General features: G+C 39.2%; 20 protein-coding genes and 1 pseudogene. 6 read left to right on the top strand and 15 right to left on the bottom strand.

The window, feature by feature from the left end:
• From ACFSR0_RS11210 to ACFSR0_RS11160, 11 genes and pseudogenes are all read right to left on the bottom strand, one after another.
• Window positions 1-660 (bottom strand): IS30 family transposase (locus ACFSR0_RS11210; protein ID WP_379982749.1); only part of this gene is annotated, 660 nt, incomplete at its 3' end.
• Between the two features lie 105 nt (window positions 661-765).
• Window positions 766-958 (bottom strand): annotated as a pseudogene (locus ACFSR0_RS11205) (IS30 family transposase); the annotation flags it as partial.
• Between the two features lie 450 nt (window positions 959-1,408).
• Window positions 1,409-1,507, bottom strand: a complete 99-nt coding sequence (locus ACFSR0_RS11200; protein WP_141427055.1) for a type I toxin-antitoxin system Fst family toxin — start codon at window positions 1,505-1,507, stop codon at window positions 1,409-1,411.
• A 715-nt stretch (window positions 1,508-2,222) separates the two neighbouring features.
• On the bottom strand, window positions 2,223-3,452 hold the full coding sequence (locus ACFSR0_RS11195; protein ID WP_379982747.1) for an ABC transporter permease: 1,230 nt from the start codon (window positions 3,450-3,452) through the stop codon (window positions 2,223-2,225).
• Window positions 3,418-4,152, bottom strand: coding sequence for an ABC transporter ATP-binding protein (locus tag ACFSR0_RS11190; protein WP_379982745.1), 735 nt, complete (start codon window positions 4,150-4,152; stop codon window positions 3,418-3,420). The genes ACFSR0_RS11195 and ACFSR0_RS11190 overlap by 35 nt, the downstream gene beginning before the upstream one ends.
• Before the next feature lie 12 nt (window positions 4,153-4,164).
• Window positions 4,165-5,298 (bottom strand): HlyD family efflux transporter periplasmic adaptor subunit, encoded by a 1,134-nt coding sequence (locus ACFSR0_RS11185; RefSeq protein WP_379982743.1) that lies wholly within the window; start codon window positions 5,296-5,298, stop codon window positions 4,165-4,167.
• Window positions 5,299-5,541: 243 nt separating this feature from the next.
• Entirely contained in the window at window positions 5,542-5,901 is a 360-nt protein-coding gene (locus ACFSR0_RS11180) for a DUF1304 domain-containing protein (protein ID WP_379982741.1), read from the bottom strand.
• Between the two features lie 3 nt (window positions 5,902-5,904).
• Entirely contained in the window at window positions 5,905-6,192 is a 288-nt protein-coding gene (locus ACFSR0_RS11175) for a putative quinol monooxygenase (RefSeq protein ID WP_379982739.1), read from the bottom strand.
• A 14-nt stretch (window positions 6,193-6,206) separates the two neighbouring features.
• A complete protein-coding gene (locus ACFSR0_RS11170; RefSeq protein ID WP_379982737.1) occupies window positions 6,207-6,845 on the bottom strand; it encodes a nitroreductase family protein in 639 nt (212 codons plus the stop codon).
• 14 nt (window positions 6,846-6,859) lie between these two features.
• Window positions 6,860-7,267 carry a MarR family winged helix-turn-helix transcriptional regulator gene (locus ACFSR0_RS11165; protein ID WP_379982735.1) on the bottom strand — a complete coding sequence of 136 codons (408 nt, stop codon included), beginning with the start codon at window positions 7,265-7,267 and terminating at the stop codon, window positions 6,860-6,862.
• 169 nt (window positions 7,268-7,436) lie between these two features.
• A complete protein-coding gene (locus tag ACFSR0_RS11160) occupies window positions 7,437-8,075 on the bottom strand; it encodes a deoxynucleoside kinase (protein WP_379982733.1) in 639 nt (212 codons plus the stop codon).
• 233 nt (window positions 8,076-8,308) lie between these two features.
• Between ACFSR0_RS11160 and mvk the strand changes: the two genes are divergently transcribed.
• The 6 genes from mvk to ACFSR0_RS11130 all read left to right on the top strand — a co-directional run bounded on the left by mvk (window position 8,309) and on the right by ACFSR0_RS11130 (window position 14,674).
• Window positions 8,309-9,250, top strand: a complete 942-nt coding sequence (gene mvk, locus ACFSR0_RS11155) for a mevalonate kinase (RefSeq protein ID WP_379982731.1) — start codon at window positions 8,309-8,311, stop codon at window positions 9,248-9,250.
• Window positions 9,243-10,235 carry a diphosphomevalonate decarboxylase gene (mvaD, locus tag ACFSR0_RS11150; protein ID WP_379982751.1) on the top strand — a complete coding sequence of 331 codons (993 nt, stop codon included), beginning with the start codon at window positions 9,243-9,245 and terminating at the stop codon, window positions 10,233-10,235. The genes mvk and mvaD overlap by 8 nt, the downstream gene beginning before the upstream one ends.
• Window positions 10,232-11,314 carry a phosphomevalonate kinase gene (locus ACFSR0_RS11145; RefSeq protein WP_379982729.1) on the top strand — a complete coding sequence of 361 codons (1,083 nt, stop codon included), beginning with the start codon at window positions 10,232-10,234 and terminating at the stop codon, window positions 11,312-11,314. The genes mvaD and ACFSR0_RS11145 overlap by 4 nt, the downstream gene beginning before the upstream one ends.
• A complete protein-coding gene (gene fni / locus ACFSR0_RS11140; protein WP_379982727.1) occupies window positions 11,311-12,372 on the top strand; it encodes a type 2 isopentenyl-diphosphate Delta-isomerase in 1,062 nt (353 codons plus the stop codon). The genes ACFSR0_RS11145 and fni overlap by 4 nt, the downstream gene beginning before the upstream one ends.
• A gap of 261 nt (window positions 12,373-12,633) precedes the next feature.
• Window positions 12,634-13,320, top strand: a complete 687-nt coding sequence (locus ACFSR0_RS11135) for a response regulator transcription factor (protein ID WP_379982725.1) — start codon at window positions 12,634-12,636, stop codon at window positions 13,318-13,320.
• Window positions 13,313-14,674 carry a sensor histidine kinase gene (locus ACFSR0_RS11130; protein ID WP_379982723.1) on the top strand — a complete coding sequence of 454 codons (1,362 nt, stop codon included), beginning with the start codon at window positions 13,313-13,315 and terminating at the stop codon, window positions 14,672-14,674. The genes ACFSR0_RS11135 and ACFSR0_RS11130 overlap by 8 nt, the downstream gene beginning before the upstream one ends.
• A gap of 73 nt (window positions 14,675-14,747) precedes the next feature.
• Here the strand turns inward: ACFSR0_RS11130 and ACFSR0_RS11125 are convergent, their stop codons facing one another.
• The 4 genes from ACFSR0_RS11125 to tgt all read right to left on the bottom strand — a co-directional run bounded on the left by ACFSR0_RS11125 (window position 14,748) and on the right by tgt (window position 19,712).
• Window positions 14,748-15,224 carry a hypothetical protein gene (locus ACFSR0_RS11125; RefSeq protein WP_379982721.1) on the bottom strand — a complete coding sequence of 159 codons (477 nt, stop codon included), beginning with the start codon at window positions 15,222-15,224 and terminating at the stop codon, window positions 14,748-14,750.
• A 190-nt stretch (window positions 15,225-15,414) separates the two neighbouring features.
• Window positions 15,415-18,012: a bifunctional acetaldehyde-CoA/alcohol dehydrogenase gene (gene adhE / locus ACFSR0_RS11120; RefSeq protein ID WP_379982719.1), complete on the bottom strand. Its 2,598-nt coding sequence runs from the start codon at window positions 18,010-18,012 to the stop codon at window positions 15,415-15,417.
• Window positions 18,013-18,147: 135 nt separating this feature from the next.
• Window positions 18,148-18,501: a preprotein translocase subunit YajC gene (gene yajC / locus ACFSR0_RS11115; protein ID WP_379982717.1), complete on the bottom strand. Its 354-nt coding sequence runs from the start codon at window positions 18,499-18,501 to the stop codon at window positions 18,148-18,150.
• A gap of 65 nt (window positions 18,502-18,566) precedes the next feature.
• Complete coding sequence (gene tgt / locus ACFSR0_RS11110; protein ID WP_379982715.1) at window positions 18,567-19,712, bottom strand: tRNA guanosine(34) transglycosylase Tgt; 1,146 nt, start codon at window positions 19,710-19,712, stop codon at window positions 18,567-18,569.
• Window positions 19,713-19,782: the final 70 nt, after the last annotated feature.

The following is a 19,782-nucleotide window of genomic DNA, read 5'->3' as shown; positions in this document are numbered from 1 at the left end:
AACCATCGTGATGATGACGGGCTCATTTTTTGTTTTCTTCCCTAAGACCAAATCAACTTCCCAATGTCCAAAGGTTTCTCTTGATAGTACTTCTGGCGCACGTTCTTCAATGCTGCGTCCTAAGTGTCTAGCATTGCGGCCCTTCGGGTCTGAAATTGTTTTCTTTCGTGGTCGCATCCTGGTCTTCATAGGTAAATCAATGTTACGAATTGAGAGCACAGCAGCATTGATCAACGCATAAACGGTTTTCGTGCATGGAACACGTTCCTCAGGGTGCGATTTCCTATAGGTGCGCACAAACGTATCCACACTGTGAAGCCGTAGCCCATTCTTGGGTACTAGCTTTTCTGACAAAGCTGCAAGAAACGCTGCAGAATACTTATGATGATCTCTCGCATGCGAGTTTGTGCGATTTTCTTTATAGACTCGTGCACCTGAGACGGCAATATACTGTTCGTAATAGTTGCGTTGATAGTCAAGTTGGCGCGTTTTTCCGCGTCTCAATTCGCGGGAAACAGTCGATTGACTGACTCCTAATTCGCACGCAATTTCAGCTTGTGTATAGGTGCCACATTTTGCCATTTGTTCTGATTTTCCACGTTGGATGTCAGAAAGGTGCTTAAAGTGATGCTTTTCTGTGGTATAATTGGCTTTAGTCATGTAGATACCTTTTTCATACTTATGGTTTTGTCGCTTTTAAGTATAACGTATCTACATGATTTTTTTGTTTATTTCTTTATGCATTTCATTTTACAACTTACCACTTTTGTTTTTCTTATATTGTTTATAGTAACTCATTGCGTTTCCACCATTTTTAAGAAAACGATAGACATTATAAATGGTTTGTCGAGAACGTTGTAATCGTTTGGCTACTTTTGAAACAGAGTGCATTTGATTAAAATACGCTTCTATCATTACGCATTACGAGTTCAGTTGGTGTAAGATGGGTATAGGTCATTTGTGATCACTCCTTATAATTCTTTCGACGGAACTATATTGAGTGTAGCACAAATGACTTTTTTAATTGTCTAGCTTAATTTTACAATCGGCGTTATTAAAAACTATTTATCACAGAATTAAGAAGAATAATTAAGAGCCATCATTAATGAAATAGTGATGCTTTACAGCAATTTTAGCAGATAACTACCCACAAAAAAGTTTGAAAATCGCTTAGAATGCTTGTGTGAGAACCAAATAAATGCCATTTTCATTTTATGTACCAGGTACGAATAATAGGGTATGGTTAGCAAGCAACTTGGCATAGTATCAAAATCATGCTATAATGAGTGTGCGAAATGTGAAGATTTCGAGCATGTATAGCACAAAAGCCCAACCTATTGCGAGTAGGTTGGGCTTTTTTTGCACTAGTTGCGATGGCTAGCGTTGTGGGTTAGTTAGCAACTTGCTTTTAATCGTCGTCTTTCTCGTCTAACCAATGAGAAACTAGTTCAATGACTAAGCCCACGAAAAGTGGTGCGACAATCAATGTGAAGATTTGTTGAAACATGTATAGCACCCCCTTTCGGGGCAAGCTGCCATGAATGAGTATATCATAATAAACCGTTTAAAAGGTTTATACTTTGACCTAAAATTTAATAGAATCACCTATCACAAATCACAAGTTGTTTGTGGTCTTCTGTTTCTGAAAAAATATTCAATAATAGAGAAAAAAAGCCTAATTAATGTCTCCTGAACAGTAAAGTTTCCTTGATATAACAACATTTCCCTCTCACTTTTGATATAATAGGTGCATGATTTTTTTTCGGATTACTGGCATAAATCGTGCACTTTACTCAATTTTGGAGGCTTTTCATGTATAAATTACAAACAACCGTTCAATTGGCTTTTGAAGATTTCAATCAACCGATAGGTCTCAAAATGAATCCGTCTAACCGTGGTTCCATAAGGTAAAATAATCGGAACCACCAACAATCCACCAAAAAAAAGGTAAGAGACATCTTACTGCCAGACAAGGGTTAAACCGTTGGTAACACTGGATTATTGAGTAATTCACTGTCTATAAAGGTTTTTTAATTTTTTTATGCATTTGATATTGCAATTAAGCAATTTTTGTTCATCCTTCCAGAAAAGGCCGAAAAAAAAATTTTTTTGCTATCGTTCTATAAATAGTCTACGTCTTATTTTGTACCGAGAAAGACGCAGACTATCATCGTTTTTGTAAAAAATTTATTTCATACTAGCCAAATTTTAACTGACATTGGTTATTGATAAATTGCTTTAATCGGATCCATTCTTGCTGCACTAAAGGCAGGAATAATTCCAAAGACAAGGCCAGTCAACGTTGAAACTCCTGTCGAAATAGCAAAGATTGGCACTGTCATGACGGGGGTTATATCAATATAGCCACCAATAATCACTGATAGCCCATATCCTAATGCCACCCCGAGAAAACCACCTAACAGCGTGATAAACGCCGATTCAAGTAAAAATTGCCATAAAATCATTCTTGGTTTGGCCCCGATGGCTCTTCGAATCCCTATTTCCCGTTTTCGTTCAGTGACAGATACATACATAATATTCATTACACCAATCCCGCCTACTAAAAGAGAAATAGCTGTAATAGCCATCAAAAACATCGTCATACTGCCAATGGATGCTTGGATTTCTTCCATATTTTTCTTTTCTTGATTATCTTCACCAAAGGCACCTTGAATTTCCTCATGTGCTTCCATTAAAATGGTGGTCGCTTGATCAATCACTTGTTGCCGATCAGTGCCTTCTCTTAGTTTGAAAACAATTGTGGTTATTGGTTTCAACTGAGTCAGCTCATTGTACGCATCTTTAGGTACAAAGTTACTCTGTGCTAGATTCCAGTCAGTTGACATCGTTGCATTCTCATAGTCAAACACTGGGAGAATGCCGATAACCTTAAACATTCTGCCTCCTATCGAAACAGCTTGATTCACCAATTCTTCAGCCGTTATCGTATCACCTAATTGTTGTTCTACAATATCTTGTCTGAGTAAAATAACGTCTTTTCCACTATCTGAAGAACGAAAATCTCGACCGTAAACCACCTCGTTTTCACCAGGGTTAGGGGCAATATTCAAGTAGGCTTGTAACCCAAAATAATCTAGCATCCCATCGATGACACCACTTCCCATGCCACTATCATAGAGCGGATAGATGGTTTCGACCCCTTCAATATCACGAACACGTTTCATATCAATTTTGCTAAAAGAAAACTCTGTGCCATCATTAAACGTATACTCTTCTTCCGCCTGATCACTGGGAATATACTTTAATTTTAATTCATTGGCTGACAAGCTCTTATTGGTAGCATCCACGACTTGCTTTTTCATTCCTTCTCCCAAAGTGGAAATGGTAACTACCGATGCAATGCCAATGATAATCCCAATCATCGTCAAGAACACACGTAATTTATGTGCGCGAATGCTAAGCAAGGTTGTTATCATAAGATTTCGAATCATGAGAGACAACCTCCTCTGTTTCGAAGCGACCGTCCTTCATATGAATGACGCGCGTTGCGTATTTTTTTAAATCTTCGTCATGCGTCACCATGACAATTGTTTTTCCTTTTTGATTCAAGTCCGTTAGTAACTCCATGATATCGCGACTCGTTTCCGTATCTAAGGCCCCAGTTGGTTCATCTGCCATAATCAACACCGGATCATTCACCAATGCTCGTGCAATTGCTACTCTTTGTTGCTGTCCTCCTGATAATTCCGTCACTTTTGCCGTTTTTTTGCTTGCAAGTCCGACTACTTCAAGAAGTGCTTCCGACAATTTCCGTTGCTCTTTTCGGTTTTTCTCTCCTTCATACACACAAGGCAACTCAATATTTTGACGAATATTTAACGATTGAATCAAGAAAAATTGTTGGAAAATGAAACCCAAATGCCGATTGCGATAACTTGATTTGGTATTCTCATTTAATGTAGAAACATTTTTTCCTTGAAAACAATAGGTTCCACTATTTGCTCGATCAAGGAAACCAATGATATTCATCAATGTTGTTTTGCCACTACCTGACTTACCCATAATCATAATAAATTCACCTTGATAAATGGTTAAATCCAACTCTTTTAGTACATGCAATTGTTCTTTGCCCATCGTAAAATACTTGTTCATACCGGTCATTTCGATAAGAGGAGTTTGCTTCTTTTCCATCGCTTTCTCCTCCTATTCTATATCAGTGGATGTGGTATCAATGACATCCCCTTCTTTTACTTCCGTTTTAGATGAAACGATGATGCGATCGCCTGCTTCTAATCCTGAAACGATGTGGGTTGTCTCCCCCTCTTCTTCAGCTAGGACAATGGTTTTACGAATCACAGAACCAAAGTCATTGACAAGGACATAACTAGTGTCTCCTTCTTGATGAATGGCTGCCGTCGGAATAAAAATAGGTGTTTCCTCTCCCACATTGATAGCGGCTTGAATATGGTACCCATTTTTTACCTTTTCAGGTTCGTCAATACTTAATTTCACTTTGTAACTAGATAAATTGGCAGCTTGGGCCCCATCACCACTGGCCTCACCATTTTGTTCTGGTGGGTTGGCATCAATATATTGAATATGACCAGACAATGTTGTGCCATTTGAAACAATCGTTAAATTGGCCTTTTGATTCACTTGAATTTTTTCAAGATCTTTTTCATTCACTGTACCGGCAACATACAATGTCTCGGATATCAATCGCATGATTGGTGTATTAGCTTCTTTTACTTCTGGAATAGCTACCTTTCCTTTAAAATCAGCCGTTGTTTGAATAATTTGCTTTTCATTTAAATCAGCAAGTGTTTCATTAATATATTGTTCTTCTTCTAGAATCGTATCTAGTTCTGTTTGGTATTGGTTATCCAATTCTTCTTTTGTTGTAGTTCGTTCCTCTTCAGATGTTTTTTTCCATTGCTCAATGGCTCGGTTCCACTTGCCATAGAGCGCAACTTTGCGATTCGCTTGCCGGGTCAACGCATTCGTTTGATTTTCAACCTCACTTGTCACTGCTAGATCCTCAACTTCATATAAGACCGTTCCAGCATCTACTACTTGTCCATTTTGAACCTTGATTGTTGGAACGACTTTATTTTCATCTCCTAAAGTGTAGGCTTGCGATTGTTCCGGTTGAACTTTTCCATTAATATACACTTGATCCATCTCAGGAACGTCGAAATAGGTAATCTCCAAATTTTCCTTTGTAGCCTTGCTTGCTTCTGTATCAGAAGATCCTGCGTGTTTTATTCCATACCAAATCCCAGCCCCCCCAAGCAATACGATTAAAACTGAACCCCAAATTAGCCACTTTTTCTTCATACTCCACCTCTTTTAAATTTAATAAAATAGAAACCGTTCTATTTATCTTATCATGGGAGTATGTGTCTTTCTACGCCAAGATCATAGAAAGTAGTTACCTTACATTTCTGTTAGTTTCACAACAGTTGCTCATTTTTTTTAACAAAAAATGCGAACGACAAAAAAAGACAACGGCCTCACTCCGACAGAAACTCGGAATAAGACCGTTGTTTAAAATGCAACTTCATTGTAAGACTGGCTCACTTAAAAAAATGTTGTAATCAGCGCAAGTATCGCTAATCCACCTTGTGTCAAAATAATTTTTTTGTCACTTGTGAAACTACCATATAGAGCAACCAAAATGATGTATACCAACAATAGGCGACTCAATTCAAGTGATGCCCCAGAAATAAAGACGCTGTATAGTAAGCCGACACCGATTAATCCATTGTAAACCCCTTGATTTTTAAATAGCGTTTGGACTGAATCTCTGCTTAACTCATCTTTTGTCAGATTGAAAACACGACTTGTAGCGTCAGACGTTGGTGCAAAGGTCTCCAGATACATAATGTAGAAAAATTCGAGCGCAACTAAAACAATTAGAACAACTGATAAAATTGACATGTTTTATTCCTCCTTTGAAAATACATTCACAACGGTTGGCTTTTTGGCATATTCTTTCATGTGACCAAATAAATTTAATAACAAAGGTTGCTTGTTGTGATTATCAATGGCCTCTTGGTTCGCCCATTTTTCGGTCATCACGAATTGATTGGGTTCTTCGAATGATTCATACAAATGATAATCAAGACACCCTTCTTCCTGACGAGCCGTTTCCATTAATGGCAGAATATCATTCAAAAAAAACTCTCTTTGGTCGTCTTTAATGAAAAATTTGGCTTCAATGTAGAGCATAATCCCGTTCCCCTTTATTTAAATTCAGTCACTTTATCTGCTGCTAAACGAACAGAAGTATAGCCTTCTTCTGCAGCTTTTCCGATTGATACAATCATTACAGGAACATAGCGTTCTTTATCCAAGCCCATTGCTTCTGCTAACAAGTCTGCTTCAAATCCACCAATTGGATTGGTTTCATAGCCATGAGCTCGTGCAACTAGCATTAATTGCATCGCAGCAAGACTGGCATCGATTTTCACTACATCGTTCATTTGTTGTCTTGTAAAGTTTTTGTAGTAAGGGATAATTGCTGCTAATTGTTGATCACGAACTTCTGCAGGCATTTTTCCTTCTTCGACTGCTTGATTATAAATTTCTTCGCCTAATTCATAACATTGCATATCACCAAAAATTAAAACCATCGCAGCAGATGTATCATTTTGACGCGTATTGAAACGAATCAATGGTTTCAATTTTGCTTTTTGTTCATCGCTTTCTACGACAACAAAACGCCAAGGTTGCATATTCACGGAAGAAGGTGCAGTGGTTGATTCTTGAATCATTTCTAACATTTCTTCGTGAGAAATCTTGACTGTTTCGTCATACACACGAACAGATTTTCTTCCAAATACCATTTCTGAAAAACTGCTTGTTTCGTTAATTTTTGTCATTTTTTATTCCTCTTTCATTTTACGATTTTTTTTAATAACTGCAATAATAGTTCCCCTTCATCATCGCTGAGGGAAATTAATTTTTTGTTACATGATGGTGCATGTTCCGATTGACATTGTTCTAATTCTTTGCGCGCTTTTGCTGTTAACTTCACGACAATTTCTCGATTGTTTTCCTTGTTTCTTTCCCGAAGCACGTATTGCTTCTCTTCCAGGATTTTTAAATGTCGCGTAACCGCTGCGCTATCAATTTGTAATTCGTTCTGCAAAGTCGTCTGAGAACACTCACCCTGTTCTTGAAGGTACAGCATTAATTCATAACGAGTAATACTAAAACCTGTTTCTCTTTCAAACTTGGTTGTCGTTTCTTGAGTGGCAAGCTTCAATTGATAAAGTAATTGACTCACTTCCCTTAATTCCATCTGCGGCTCCTTTCTTAATTTGACTAATCAACAATTGACTAATCAACTATAACGAAAAAGCGATTACTTGAAAAGTATTTTGTTTCAAAAAAAGAAACGGATGGCTTTTTTGCAGCTTCCATTCGTCTCTTGTTCATTTTTTTTCGTTTTCACCATTGGTCATTCAACACTACATTCTGATTTCTTTAAGCGCTTGATCGATGTGACTCAGAACCACTTTCGCGGCTTGTGTACTTTCTACAAAATTTAACGCATCACCGTCGATTTGGATTTTCGGACTTGCATCGTACGCATCATACCATTGATCATATCGCTTATTCAACTCACGATAGTATGCAAATAGACCCGGATCATGATTGATTTGTTCATAAGGTCGGCCTCTTTTAGCAATTCGTTGGAGCATCGTATCAAATGAAATGCGGATATGAACCAACAAATCTGGATGCTTCTTTTGCGAGATATTAGGTAACTCTTCTAACATATTGGCTAACAGTTCATCGTATACTGTTACTTCTGTCGCCGTAGCTCTTCCTAAATCCGCATTTAAATGAAACAGCAATGAATCCTCATAAATAGATCGATCCAAGACATTATTTTTATCAGAAAGTGCTCGCTTGATACTATCAAAACGTTTGTTTAAAAAATAAATTTGTAATAAAAAAGCGTATTTCTGCGGTTCAGCATAAAAAAGTGGCAAGACCTCATTATCCTCTACTGACTCATAAAAGGCTTCACTCCCTAAATGCTCTGCCAACATTGCGGTTAAACTGGACTTGCCAGCACCGATTGTCCCTGCTAATACAATCATTGTTTTCCTCCAATTTTCTTTACAATGAATGATGACTCATCCTTCAACTTATCTACTATACCTCACCAAAAAAACGCCCGTCAACGGAAGAGAGTGATAAAAAAAGTAAACCTCTTTCTTAAGAAATTGCTTTTTTTTTAAGAAAAATAGGCTGAAAGCTTAACGTATCAGCTAGAATCTAGTAAAATGAATCCTGGGTTTATTTGATATGACAAAAATGAAAGAGGAGAATTATGAAAGACGTCGGTATAGGTGAGGCAACAGGAAAAATTATTCTGATGGGAGAGCACGCTGTGGTTTATGGGGAACCGGCAATTGCTTTTCCTTTTAATGGTACCAAAATTGTGGCGACCTTATCAGAATCAGCAACAGCAACAAATACAGTGACTTCTAGTTACCATACTGGAAAGCTTGCAGATACCCCTGACAATTTGGCCAATATTCGTGCGCTAACTGCCCGTCTGCAAAAAGAGTTTGGTGCGTCAGCCTTTCATTTGCAAATTGATAGTACGATTCCTGCTGAACGAGGAATGGGTTCTAGTGCAGCTGTTGCCGTTGCAATTACACGTGCCTTCTTCGACTGGCAAGATCGTCCGTTAACGGAGGAGCAATTGCTCTTTTATGTGAATTTTTCCGAACAAATCGCTCACGGGAATCCAAGCGGTATCGACGCTGCAGCAACGAGTGGTAGCCAACCTATTTTTTTCCTCAAAAATAAAGAAATCATTCCTTTTCCATTACACTTAGATGCTTACTTGTTAGTTGCTGACACGGGAATAAAAGGACAAACACGCGCAGCGGTCAAATCGGTTGCAGAATTGTATGAAGTTGACCAAGCGTTTACTAGCAATCATCTGCAGCAAATTGGACGCTTGACGAGGCATGCACAACATGCCATTATGAGTAATCATCCACAAGAATTAGGCTTATTAATGACTGAGGCCCATTTACGGTTGGCTTCATTGCATGTTAGCAATTCAGAATTAAATAATTATATTCGCCTTGCTCTTGCTGAAGGGGCGCTAGGTGCCAAATTAACCGGTGGCGGTCGTGGGGGTTGCTTTATCGTTTTAACAAAAAGCAAAGACGATGCCATAAGAATTGGCAGAAAATTAAAAGTAGCTGGAGTAAAAGATGCTTGGTTACAAGGATTGGGAGTTTATCAATATGCTTAATGGGAAGGCGCGTGCCTATACAAATATCGCCTTAATTAAATATTGGGGAAAAGAGGATCCAGAACTAATTTTACCAAAAAACAACAGTTTATCGCTGACATTGGATGGATTTTTTACCGAAACAGAGGTCCTTTTTTCAAAGAATTTTACACAAGATGTCTTTTACTTAGATGGAATGGAACAGTCACGTAATGCTACAAAGAAAGTGTCTACTTTTCTAGATCTAGTCCGTAAACGGGCCAATTGCCCGTTTTTTGCTGTCATCCACAGCCATAATCATGTCCCAACAGCTGCTGGTTTAGCTTCTTCTGCTAGCGGATTAGCTGCTCTTGCAGGTGCCTGTAATCAGGCTTTGGCTCTGAATCTCTCCCCAAAAGAGTTATCTCAATTGGCCAGAAGAGGCTCAGGTTCCGCTTGCCGTAGCATTTTTGGAGGTTTTGTTGAGTGGGAGCGAGGACATTCTGATGCTACTTCTTATGCTGTGCCTATTGATGCACAGGGCTGGGAAAAGGAATTAGCGATGGTGTTCGTTTTGATTAATGATCAACCAAAAGACATCTCTAGTCGTGAAGGGATGCAACGAACTGTCGAAACCTCTGCCTTTTATCCACAATGGGTGGAAGAAGCTCAAACGGATTTGCAACTAGCCAAAGCAGCCATCCAAGCACACGATTTTCAAAAATTGGGGATAGCAATGGAAGCCAACGGACTAAAGATGCATGCCACGACGCTAGCAGCTACTCCACCATTTACGTACTGGTCCCCTGACAGCTTACGTGCGATGACAATCGTGCGCACGCTTCGTCAAGAAGGGATTCCTTGTTACTTCACCATGGATGCTGGTCCAAATGTAAAAATACTTTGCCAGAAAAAGAATGTCCAAGCCATTCAAGCGGCTTTGGCAGCCTCTTTTGCGGAAAAACAAATCATTGCGGCTTATCCTGGTCCAGGAATCCAATTTGTAGAAACGGAAGTGACAAAATGATTGAAGTATCTGCCCCAGGGAAATTGTACATTGCCGGTGAGTATGCAGTTGTCGAGCCAGGGTATCCTGCGATTATTGTAGCTGTTGATCAATTTATTACCGTAAAAATCGAAAATGCTACCAAGAATGGTACCATTCATTCTCAACAATATAGCGACTTACCCATTCGTTGGACTCGGCGGAATGGTGAGTTGGTTTTAGACCATCGGGAAAATCCTTTTCATTATATTTTGGAAGCCATTCGATTGACGGAAAAATATGCAGCTGAAAAAGGGCGCTTGCTTGCCTTTTATGACCTGAAAGTAACGAGTGAACTAGATAACTCCAATGGTCGTAAATATGGTTTAGGGTCCAGTGGTGCCGTTACAGTAGCAACCGTCAAAGCACTTAATTTATTCTATGATTTAGAAATGGATCAATTGACCATCTTCAAGATTTCGGCTCTGGCTCATTTAGCTGTTCAAGGAAACGGATCCTGTGGAGATATCGCCGCAAGCTCATATGGTGGTTGGATTGCTTTCTCAACGTTTGATCATAAATGGGTACTAGATAAACAAGAAAAATGGCCCATTAGCCATTTACTGACAGAACCTTGGCCGATGTTAACCATTCAGCCTTTACATACACCAAAAAATTTGCGTCTTTTAATCGGCTGGACGGGAAGCCCTGCTTCAACTTCCGACTTGGTCGATCAAGTGTCTCAATCACGCGGAGAAAAACAAAAACTATATCAGCAATTTTTGGATGATAGCAAAGAATGTGTTCAAACCTTGATTGATGCCTTTATGGAAGAAGATGTGCCAACAATTAAGAAAATGATTTTAAAAAATCGGGAATTATTAGCCACCCTTGCCCAAATCACTGGAGTTGTCATTGAAACGCCTTCTCTTGAAAAGCTTTGTCAGTTAGCCATTTCGTGTGGAGGTGCTGCCAAATCATCCGGAGCAGGTGGCGGCGACTGTGGGATTGTCATTGCTGATCAACGAACGGGCATCTTACCGCTAATGAGTGCCTGGGAAAAAGCTGATATCACCCCATTGCCGCTCCATGTTTACCACTACCGAGGAGGAAAAAAATGAACCGTAAAGATGAGCATGTTTCTTTAGCCAAAGCCTTTCATAAACAGCGTTCAACTGACTTTGACCATGTCCATGTCATCCATCGTTCATTTCCTCAAGTGGCAACGGAAGAAATCTCCATTGCTTCCAAGCTGGCCAAACTCTCACTAACCAGTCCCTTCTTTATTAATGCCATGACCGGTGGAAGCGAAAAAACAAAACAATTGAACGAACAACTTGCTATTCTTGCTCGTGAAACTTCATTAGCAATGGCCACAGGTTCCGTTTCCATTGCGCTGAAAGACCCTTCCGTCCAAGAAAGCTTTACCATTGTGAGAAAAACCAATCCTAACGGGATCATTTTTGCTAATGTGGGGGCTGGCAGCACGCTTGATCAAGCACAACGAGCTGTCGATTTACTTGAAGCAAATGCTTTGCAAATTCATGTAAATGCACCACAAGAGTTAGTCATGCCAGAAGGTGACCGTGATTTTCGTTATTGGTTAGAAGACATTGCCAAAATAGTTGACACGCTTTCTGTGCCTGTCATTGTAAAAGAAGTCGGTTTTGGGATGACTCGTGAAACCATTCAGCAACTCATTAATTGTGGAGTAACGTGTGTGGATGTCTCAGGCCAAGGAGGCACAAGTTTTACCCAGATTGAAAATGCTCGTCGCAAAAAAAGGGAGTATGGCTATTTGGATAATTATGGTGTTTCAACGGTACAATCGTTGTTAGAAGCAAATGAAGTTCCCTATCCCTACGAATACATCGCTTCTGGTGGGATACGCAATGCCTACGATATTTTCAAAGCTTTGTGCTTAGGTGCTAGTGCTGTTGGCCTTTCAGGAACAATTCTCAATCATTTGCTTGTTAAGGGCGTTGACGAAACCGTCGCTCTCATTCAACAGTGGCAAGCAGAATTAACCACTCTCTACGCAATGACGGGAAGCAAAACAACTCTCCATACTCGTGCAGTCCCGTTATTCTTCACCGGTCCGGTTCGTGATTGGTGTGATGCACGGAGAATTGCGCTCGATAGCTATAGCTTTCGCAAATCTTTTTATGATACCCATTAGCCCAGCCTTCAATATGTCATGATAAAAAATGTGAGATCAGAAATAACAAACGAACTATCCAATCAACATAGATGCTATTCACCGAACTTGGTGAAGCTATGATGAGGACTGACGTACCCAAGTAGTACGCTCCTTTTTTGGAAAATCCGTTTGTTGAATGACTGATGTCGCATTTTTTTATCAAAGACAACTATGCTATTTTTTAAGGTTATCTTTAGTTACCCATGGTACAATTTACTAAATACGGGAGAGGTGAAGGCATTGATTAAATTATTGGTCGTAGAAGATGATGTTGTTTTATCTGAAAATATACTAGAAATTATTGAATCCCTTGGTGAGGTAACTTTAGTTCATACAGGTAGTGAGGGACTATTTGAGTTAGAATCGAACATTTATGATTTGGTCATTTTGGACTTAATGTTACCTGAAATGAATGGCTATGAAGTTCTTGCAAAAGCCCGCAAACAAAACATCCAAACTCCTGTTTTGATATTGACAGCCAAAGATAGTTTAGAAGACAAAATCACAGGATTTGAGAAAGGTGCCGATGATTATTTAACCAAACCCTTCTATCGAGAAGAATTGATTATGCGGGTGAAATCTTTGCTCCGCCGATCCTTGGGGTTGTTCGATGAAAATACATTAACCTATGGCAACCTAACTTGTTCTTTCAATACCAAAGAAGTGACTTACCAAGATGAGATTCTGCCAATTCAAGGCAAAGAATTCGAATTACTTGTCTATTTTATTCAAAACCAACGTGTCATTTTAACCAAAGAACAAATATTTGATCGGATATGGGGATTTGATTCTTCAACTACTTTAACGGTTGTCGAAGTATACATTAGTAATTTGCGCAAACATTTACGTCCAACGGGTATCGATAAAGAATTACAAACTCTGCGAAATGTCGGCTACATGTTGGTAGGAGAGAATCCCAATGAATAAAGAGCTATCGAAAAAACACCGCATTCGCTTTTTCTTTATGAATGTCTTCGCATTCGCCTGCATCTTTTTTGCCCTGGGCTTAATTGTCCTCAATGTTTTGAATCTTTCTGCCTATCGTGAAACAGATGACATTTTAAAAGCAACGACTTTACGCTCGCCAATTGTTCAACTGGAACTAGAGCGTTATGAGCAACACGATCCTTCCTATAATAATCGGATGAACGGCGCAGCTACTCCTTTCCGTGGTGGAATGAGCAACAATTTTAATACTCAAGTCATTCTTTGGTCAAAAGAGGGAGAAATTTTAAACACCGATACTCTGGGGGGACGATTCACGCAGTTCCAAAATTTATCCTTAAATCCCAACTCATTGGATACCATTGATTCAATCGAAATACAGGATACAGCCTCAGAAAACACAGCCGCTTTCCATTCCATTACACTTAAGAATACGAGTACTGCCAACGAAGATGTCGCATACATTCAAGTTTTAGCCAATACCAATCAAATTCGCTCAGCGATGGCAAACTTTCAAGTCATTTTGATTCTTTGCATGGTTCTTTTTTGGTTTCTCTCAATTGGTGTTAGTTACTATCTGTCTAGCCTTTCCATGAAACCTATTTTGGCCTCTTGGAAACAGCAACAAGAATTTGTAGAAAATGCTTCCCATGAGTTGCGAACGCCTTTAACTATCATCCAGAATAGTTTGCAACATTTGTTTACCAAGCCAACTCACACCATTATTGATGAATCAGAAAGTATCGCCCAAGCATTGACCGAAACAAGACGCTTAACGGGTCTGACGAATGATTTATTGGTGATTGCACGCAATGATTCAAACCAACAAACATTGCATGCAGAGCAGATTTTTATACAGCCTTTCTTGCAAGAGTTAGTCAAACCGTTCCAAGAAATGGCCCAGTTGGATCAGAAAGTATTTTTATATGAATCCACGGTTTCATCCGATGCTACGTGGATTTTCGATGAGAAAAAAATCCATCAAGTCATGGTGATCTTATTGGATAACGCCTTGAAATACACCAACTCAGGTGATACTGTCAAACTCATCAGCACCTTACACGCAAAAGAGTGGCAAATTGACGTGCAAAATACTGGCCCATCCATTTCTGATGACGATAAGAAACACATTTTTGATCGTTTTTATCGGGAAGATCGCTCGCGATCCAAAGAAACTGGAGGATATGGGTTAGGCCTTGCCATTGCCAAACAGATTGTCACAGAACACAGAGGGACGATTTTGATTAAAGACGTCCAGCCAAAAGGTGTTTGCTTTCAGGTCAAACTTCCGAAACATGCCTTGAAAGAAGCATTATCTAAGAAAAAAAATAATTAAAATCATTCAACTATTTTGAAAAAAACCGCCACCCAAAAATTTTTTTCGGTGGCGGTTTCTTTAGTTACCCAGTCTATTTTTTTCCAAATATTCGTTGCAGCAAATGCTTTTTTTCCACTTGTTGTTCTTCGTTTTTTAGCGATTCATTTGCAATTTCTTGTTCAAAACGCTTTGTATCTTGAAGCATTAATTGATTCAATTCGATGACTCCTTGAAGACCAGCCCTGAATCGACGTGCTTCTCCAGTATCGGTTGCTTGTTCCTGCAATTGTTGCAATACCAACCGTAAAGACTTATTTTGATTGGCTAAAAGATAACTGATTGTCGTGTTTTCGAGTGGTTCTACACTACTCTTCAACTGCTCTGCTTGCTCTTTTGGAATAATATCTACTAGCATGTTCACAGCTTCTATATAATCTCGCAAGTCAAACACAAATGTCTGGATTTGTTCATTTTTCATCCATTGCGACTTTTGACTATAGCCTTCTTGGATTTTTTTTAAATGCTGGTTCATCGCTAAGCTATCCAAAATAGGTGATCCTTCTGCCATGATTGCACTCCTCTCTGTTCCTACTTAGTATCATAACGCAATCGAAAATGAAGGTCTATCCTCATTTTTAAGCAAAAATCCAATTGGTTGCTCCCTATGCGTATCTAGGCATCAAAAAAACACTGCAGAAGCTAGATTCACAAGCGTCTCTGCAGTGTTCGGATTAGGTTTCTTTCGTAGTTAGCGAGAATTAGCCTTCGTATGCATCCAAGATAATTTGTTTTAATTCAGAAATCAGCGGTTCTTTTGGATTAGCAGTTGTACATTGGTCTTCATATGCTAATTCAGCCATACGATCAACAGTGTTATCTAAAATTTCTTGTGTTACGCCTTGTGCTTTTAGATTCATGTTAATTCCAACCGTTACACCTAAGTCATAAACTGCTTGAGCCAAGGCTTCCACTAGTTCTTCAGTTGTTTTACCTTTCAAACCTAGGAATCTTGCAATATCTGCATAGTCTGTATCTGCACGGAAGTAATCGTATTTAGGGAACATTGCATGTTTTTGTGGATCCTTCGCATTGTAGCGAATAACATGTGGTAACAAGATAGCGTTCGTACGTCCATGAGGAATGCCATATTCGCCACCAATCTTGTGTGCGATTGAGTGAGAAATTCCTAGAAAGGCATTGGCAAATGCCATCCCAGCCATTGTTGAAGCGTTATGCATTTTTTCGCGTGATTCCATGTCAGGTGTCTTCGTTGATTTTTCTAAGTAATCAAATACAATGCGAATCGCTTGTAAGCTCAACCCACGTGTGTAGTCTGAAGCCATGACTGATACATACGATTCAATCGCATGCGTCAAAACATCCATTCCGGTATCTGCTGTAACTGATGCTGGTACAGACAATACGAATTGAGGATCGACAATTGCCACATCTGGTGTTAATGCATAGTCAGCCAATGGGTATTTAACGTGTGTTTCACTATCTGTGATAACGGCAAATGGAGTTACTTCAGATCCTGTACCAGAAGTTGTTGGAATACAAACAAACTGTGTTTTTTCAGGTTTGTCAATTTTGTACGTCCGTTTGCGAATATCCAAGAATTTTTGTTTGGCACCAAAGAAAGAAGTGTCTGGGTGCTCATAAAACATCCACATTCCTTTGGCTGCATCCATTGCAGATCCACCACCCAGTGCAATCACTGTGTCTGGTTTAAAATCAACCATCATTTTGGTTCCAGCATAAACTGTATTTGTTGATGGGTTTGGCTCAACATCTGAGAATACTTCAATTTTTACATTATTTGAACGACGTGCTAATACTTCACGAACAGTATCGGCATATCCAAATTGAACCATACCTGGGTCACAAACAATCATGACACGTTCAACATTTTCCATTTTTTCAAGGTACAACAATGAATTTTTTTCAAAGTAAATTTTTGAAGGAAGTTTAAACCATTGCATGTTATTTCTCCGTTTCGCTACTGTTTTGACATTGATTAAGTTCACTGCAGACACATTTCGAGAAACTGAATTCTTACCATATGAACCACAACCAAGTGTTAATGATGGAATCATTTCATTGTAGATATTCCCAATTCCACCTTCAGCTGATGGTGTATTAACTAAGATACGACAAGCTTTCATTCGTAAACCGAATTTCACTTGTAATGCTTCATCTTCGGTATGAATAACAGCAGTATGTCCCAATCCACCAAGATCTAACATGCCTTCACACAATTCAAAACCTTGTTCGGTTGAATTAGCTTTGATCATTGCTAATACTGGTGATAATTTTTCACGTGATAGTGGATAATCTGGTCCTACGCCTGCTAATTCAGCAATCAATAGTTTGGTTCCTTTTGGTACTTCGATACCAGCTAAAGAAGCAATCTCTTCTGCTGAATGACCAACAATTGCTGGATTCACTGCATATTTTCCTTCATTCATGACAGCATCTTCTAATTTTTGCAATTCATTTGGTTTTACGAAGTATACTTGATGTGCTTGGAATTCTGCTTTTACAGCAGCGTAAACTTCTTTGTCGACAATCACTGCTTGTTCAGACGCACAAATCATGCCATTATCAAACGTTTTTGATACAATTAAGTCATTCACTGCGCGTTTTAGTTTCGCAGTTTTTTCAATATAAGACGGCACATTTCCTGGTCCTACGCCTAATGCTGGTTTGCCTGTTGAATAAGCAGATTTAACCATACCTGAGCCACCGGTTGCTAATACAATAGCAATCCCTGGGTGATTCATCAATCCTTGCGTTGCTTCAATTGATGGGTATTCAATCCATTGAACACAGTTTTCAGGAGCACCGGCTGCAATCGCGGCATCTCGAACAATTCGCGCGGCTTCAGCAGAACATTTTTGCGCACTTGGATGGAAAGCAAATACAATTGGGTTACGCGTTTTTAACGCAATCATTGCTTTAAAAATAGTTGTCGATGTTGGGTTCGTCGTTGGTGTTACCCCACAAACTACACCAACAGGTTCTGCAATTTCAATTAATCCTTTTTGTTTGTCTTCATTGATGACACCCACGGTTTTGTCGTGTTTGATTGAATGCCAGATATATTCTGAGGCATACATATTTTTTATCGCTTTGTCTTCATAGATTCCACGACCTGTTTCATCTACAGCCATTTTTGCTAAATACATGTGTTTATCTAAGGCAGCCATTGCCATTTCATGCACAATGTGGTCAACTTTTTCTTGATCAAAATCGGCCATTGCTTTCAATGCTTCATTCCCTTGTGCTGCTAATTTGTCAATCATTACTGAAACATCAATGGTTCCCGTTGCTTTTTCTTCTTTTGTTTTCGCCATATCTCGTTCCTCCTAATCCTTCTTAACATTGTTAATTTATTCACAAGTAAAGTGTACAATATTTTTTATTCTTTGTAAATAGAATTATGTGATTTTTTTCACTTTCTTTTTTAACAAAAAAATTAGCCCCTAGGACTAATTTTCTTTTGTATTGGCCGTATCCACCGGTGATGCTTCTTCTGGCGTCGCTTCAATGACTGTCGTTTCTTCTTCTACAACAACTGGTTCTTCTGTTGTTGGTGGGGTTACCGTACGAATCGCTGATCGTTCAAATTCTAAATAAATTCCTTCGCAATCCAGTGTAACTGTTTTTTTGTCATCATTTACTTCAGAGATTACGCCATGTAATCCACCGATGGTAATGACTTTACTTCCTGGTTGCATTGAGTTTAGTGTATCTTCTCTTTGTTGTTGTTGCTTCTTTTGGGAACGTTGGAAAAAAAACATCATTCCGGCAAAAAACACAACCATAATAATAATTTGTAACATGTTTTCACCTCATTTTTTTCTATAGCTTTACTTTATCACATTCGATTCATGCAACTCTAGCTTTTTTAGAAGTTTTTCGCATTTTCTTTATTAAATCCATACTCTTCGAAGAAATGTTGGCGAAATTCTAGTAAATTGTCGTCCATAATTGCTTGGCGAACCTGACGCATTACATTCAAAAGGAAATACAGATTGTGATACGAGGTAAGTCGCATACCAAATGTTTCGTCACATTTGATTAAGTGACGGACATAGGCGCGGCTATAGTTTTTGCAAGTATAGCAATCACACTGTTCATCAATTGGCCGAAAATCACGCGCATATTGTGCATTTTTGACAACCAAGCGTCCTTTCGATGTCATACATGTGCCGTTGCGAGCGATTCGTGTTGGTAACACGCAGTCAAACATATCAATCCCTCGTATTGCACCATCAATTAATGAATCAGCCGCACCGACTCCCATTAAATAGCGCGGTTTGTTCTCGGGAATGAGCGGTGTCGTAAATTCAAGGACACGATTCATTTCAGCTTTTGGTTCTCCTACCGACAACCCACCAATTGAGTAACCGGGAAAATCCATGCTAACTAAATCTTTGGCACTTTGTCGACGCAAATCTTCAAACCCGGCTCCTTGCACGATACCAAACAGCCCTTGACGATCAGGATGCAAGTGTGCTTCCAGTCCGCGTGCTGCCCAGCGAGAGGTCCGCTCAACGGATTTTTTCACATAATCATGGCTTTCATCATACGGTGGGCATTCATCAAAACTCATCATGATGTCAGAGCCTAATTTATTCTGAATATTGATGGCTTTTTCAGGTGATAAAAATAATTTTGACCCATTTAAATGATTTCTAAAATGAACCCCTTCTTCTTCGATATTGCGCATATCTGCAAGTGAAAAAACTTGGAAACCACCCGAATCTGTTAGAATTGGTTGATCCCAATTCATGAATTTATGCAATCCCCCTGCTTCTTCCACGATATCTTCACCGGGTCGTAACCATAAGTGATAGGTATTACTCAAAATCACTCCTGCCCCCATCTGCTTTAACTCTTCTGGCGACATCGTTTTGACTGTGGCAAGCGTTCCTACTGGCATAAACATCGGTGTTGGGAATGTTCCATGCGGTGTAATTAGTTCACCTAGACGAGCACCGGTATGTTTCTCTTTTTTGATTAATCGATAACGAATGGCTGGTTGCGACATTCATTTCCCTACTTTCTATTCTTTTTACGTGTACTCTTCATCATACGTTTTCTAACAACCTTTTGCAAGT

The organism is Enterococcus camelliae, assembly GCF_042685105.1.
Lineage (GTDB): Bacteria > Bacillota > Bacilli > Lactobacillales > Enterococcaceae > Enterococcus_G > Enterococcus_G camelliae.
Note: the sequence above shows the minus strand (reverse complement) of the source record. Positions and strands in the feature narration are given on the sequence as shown.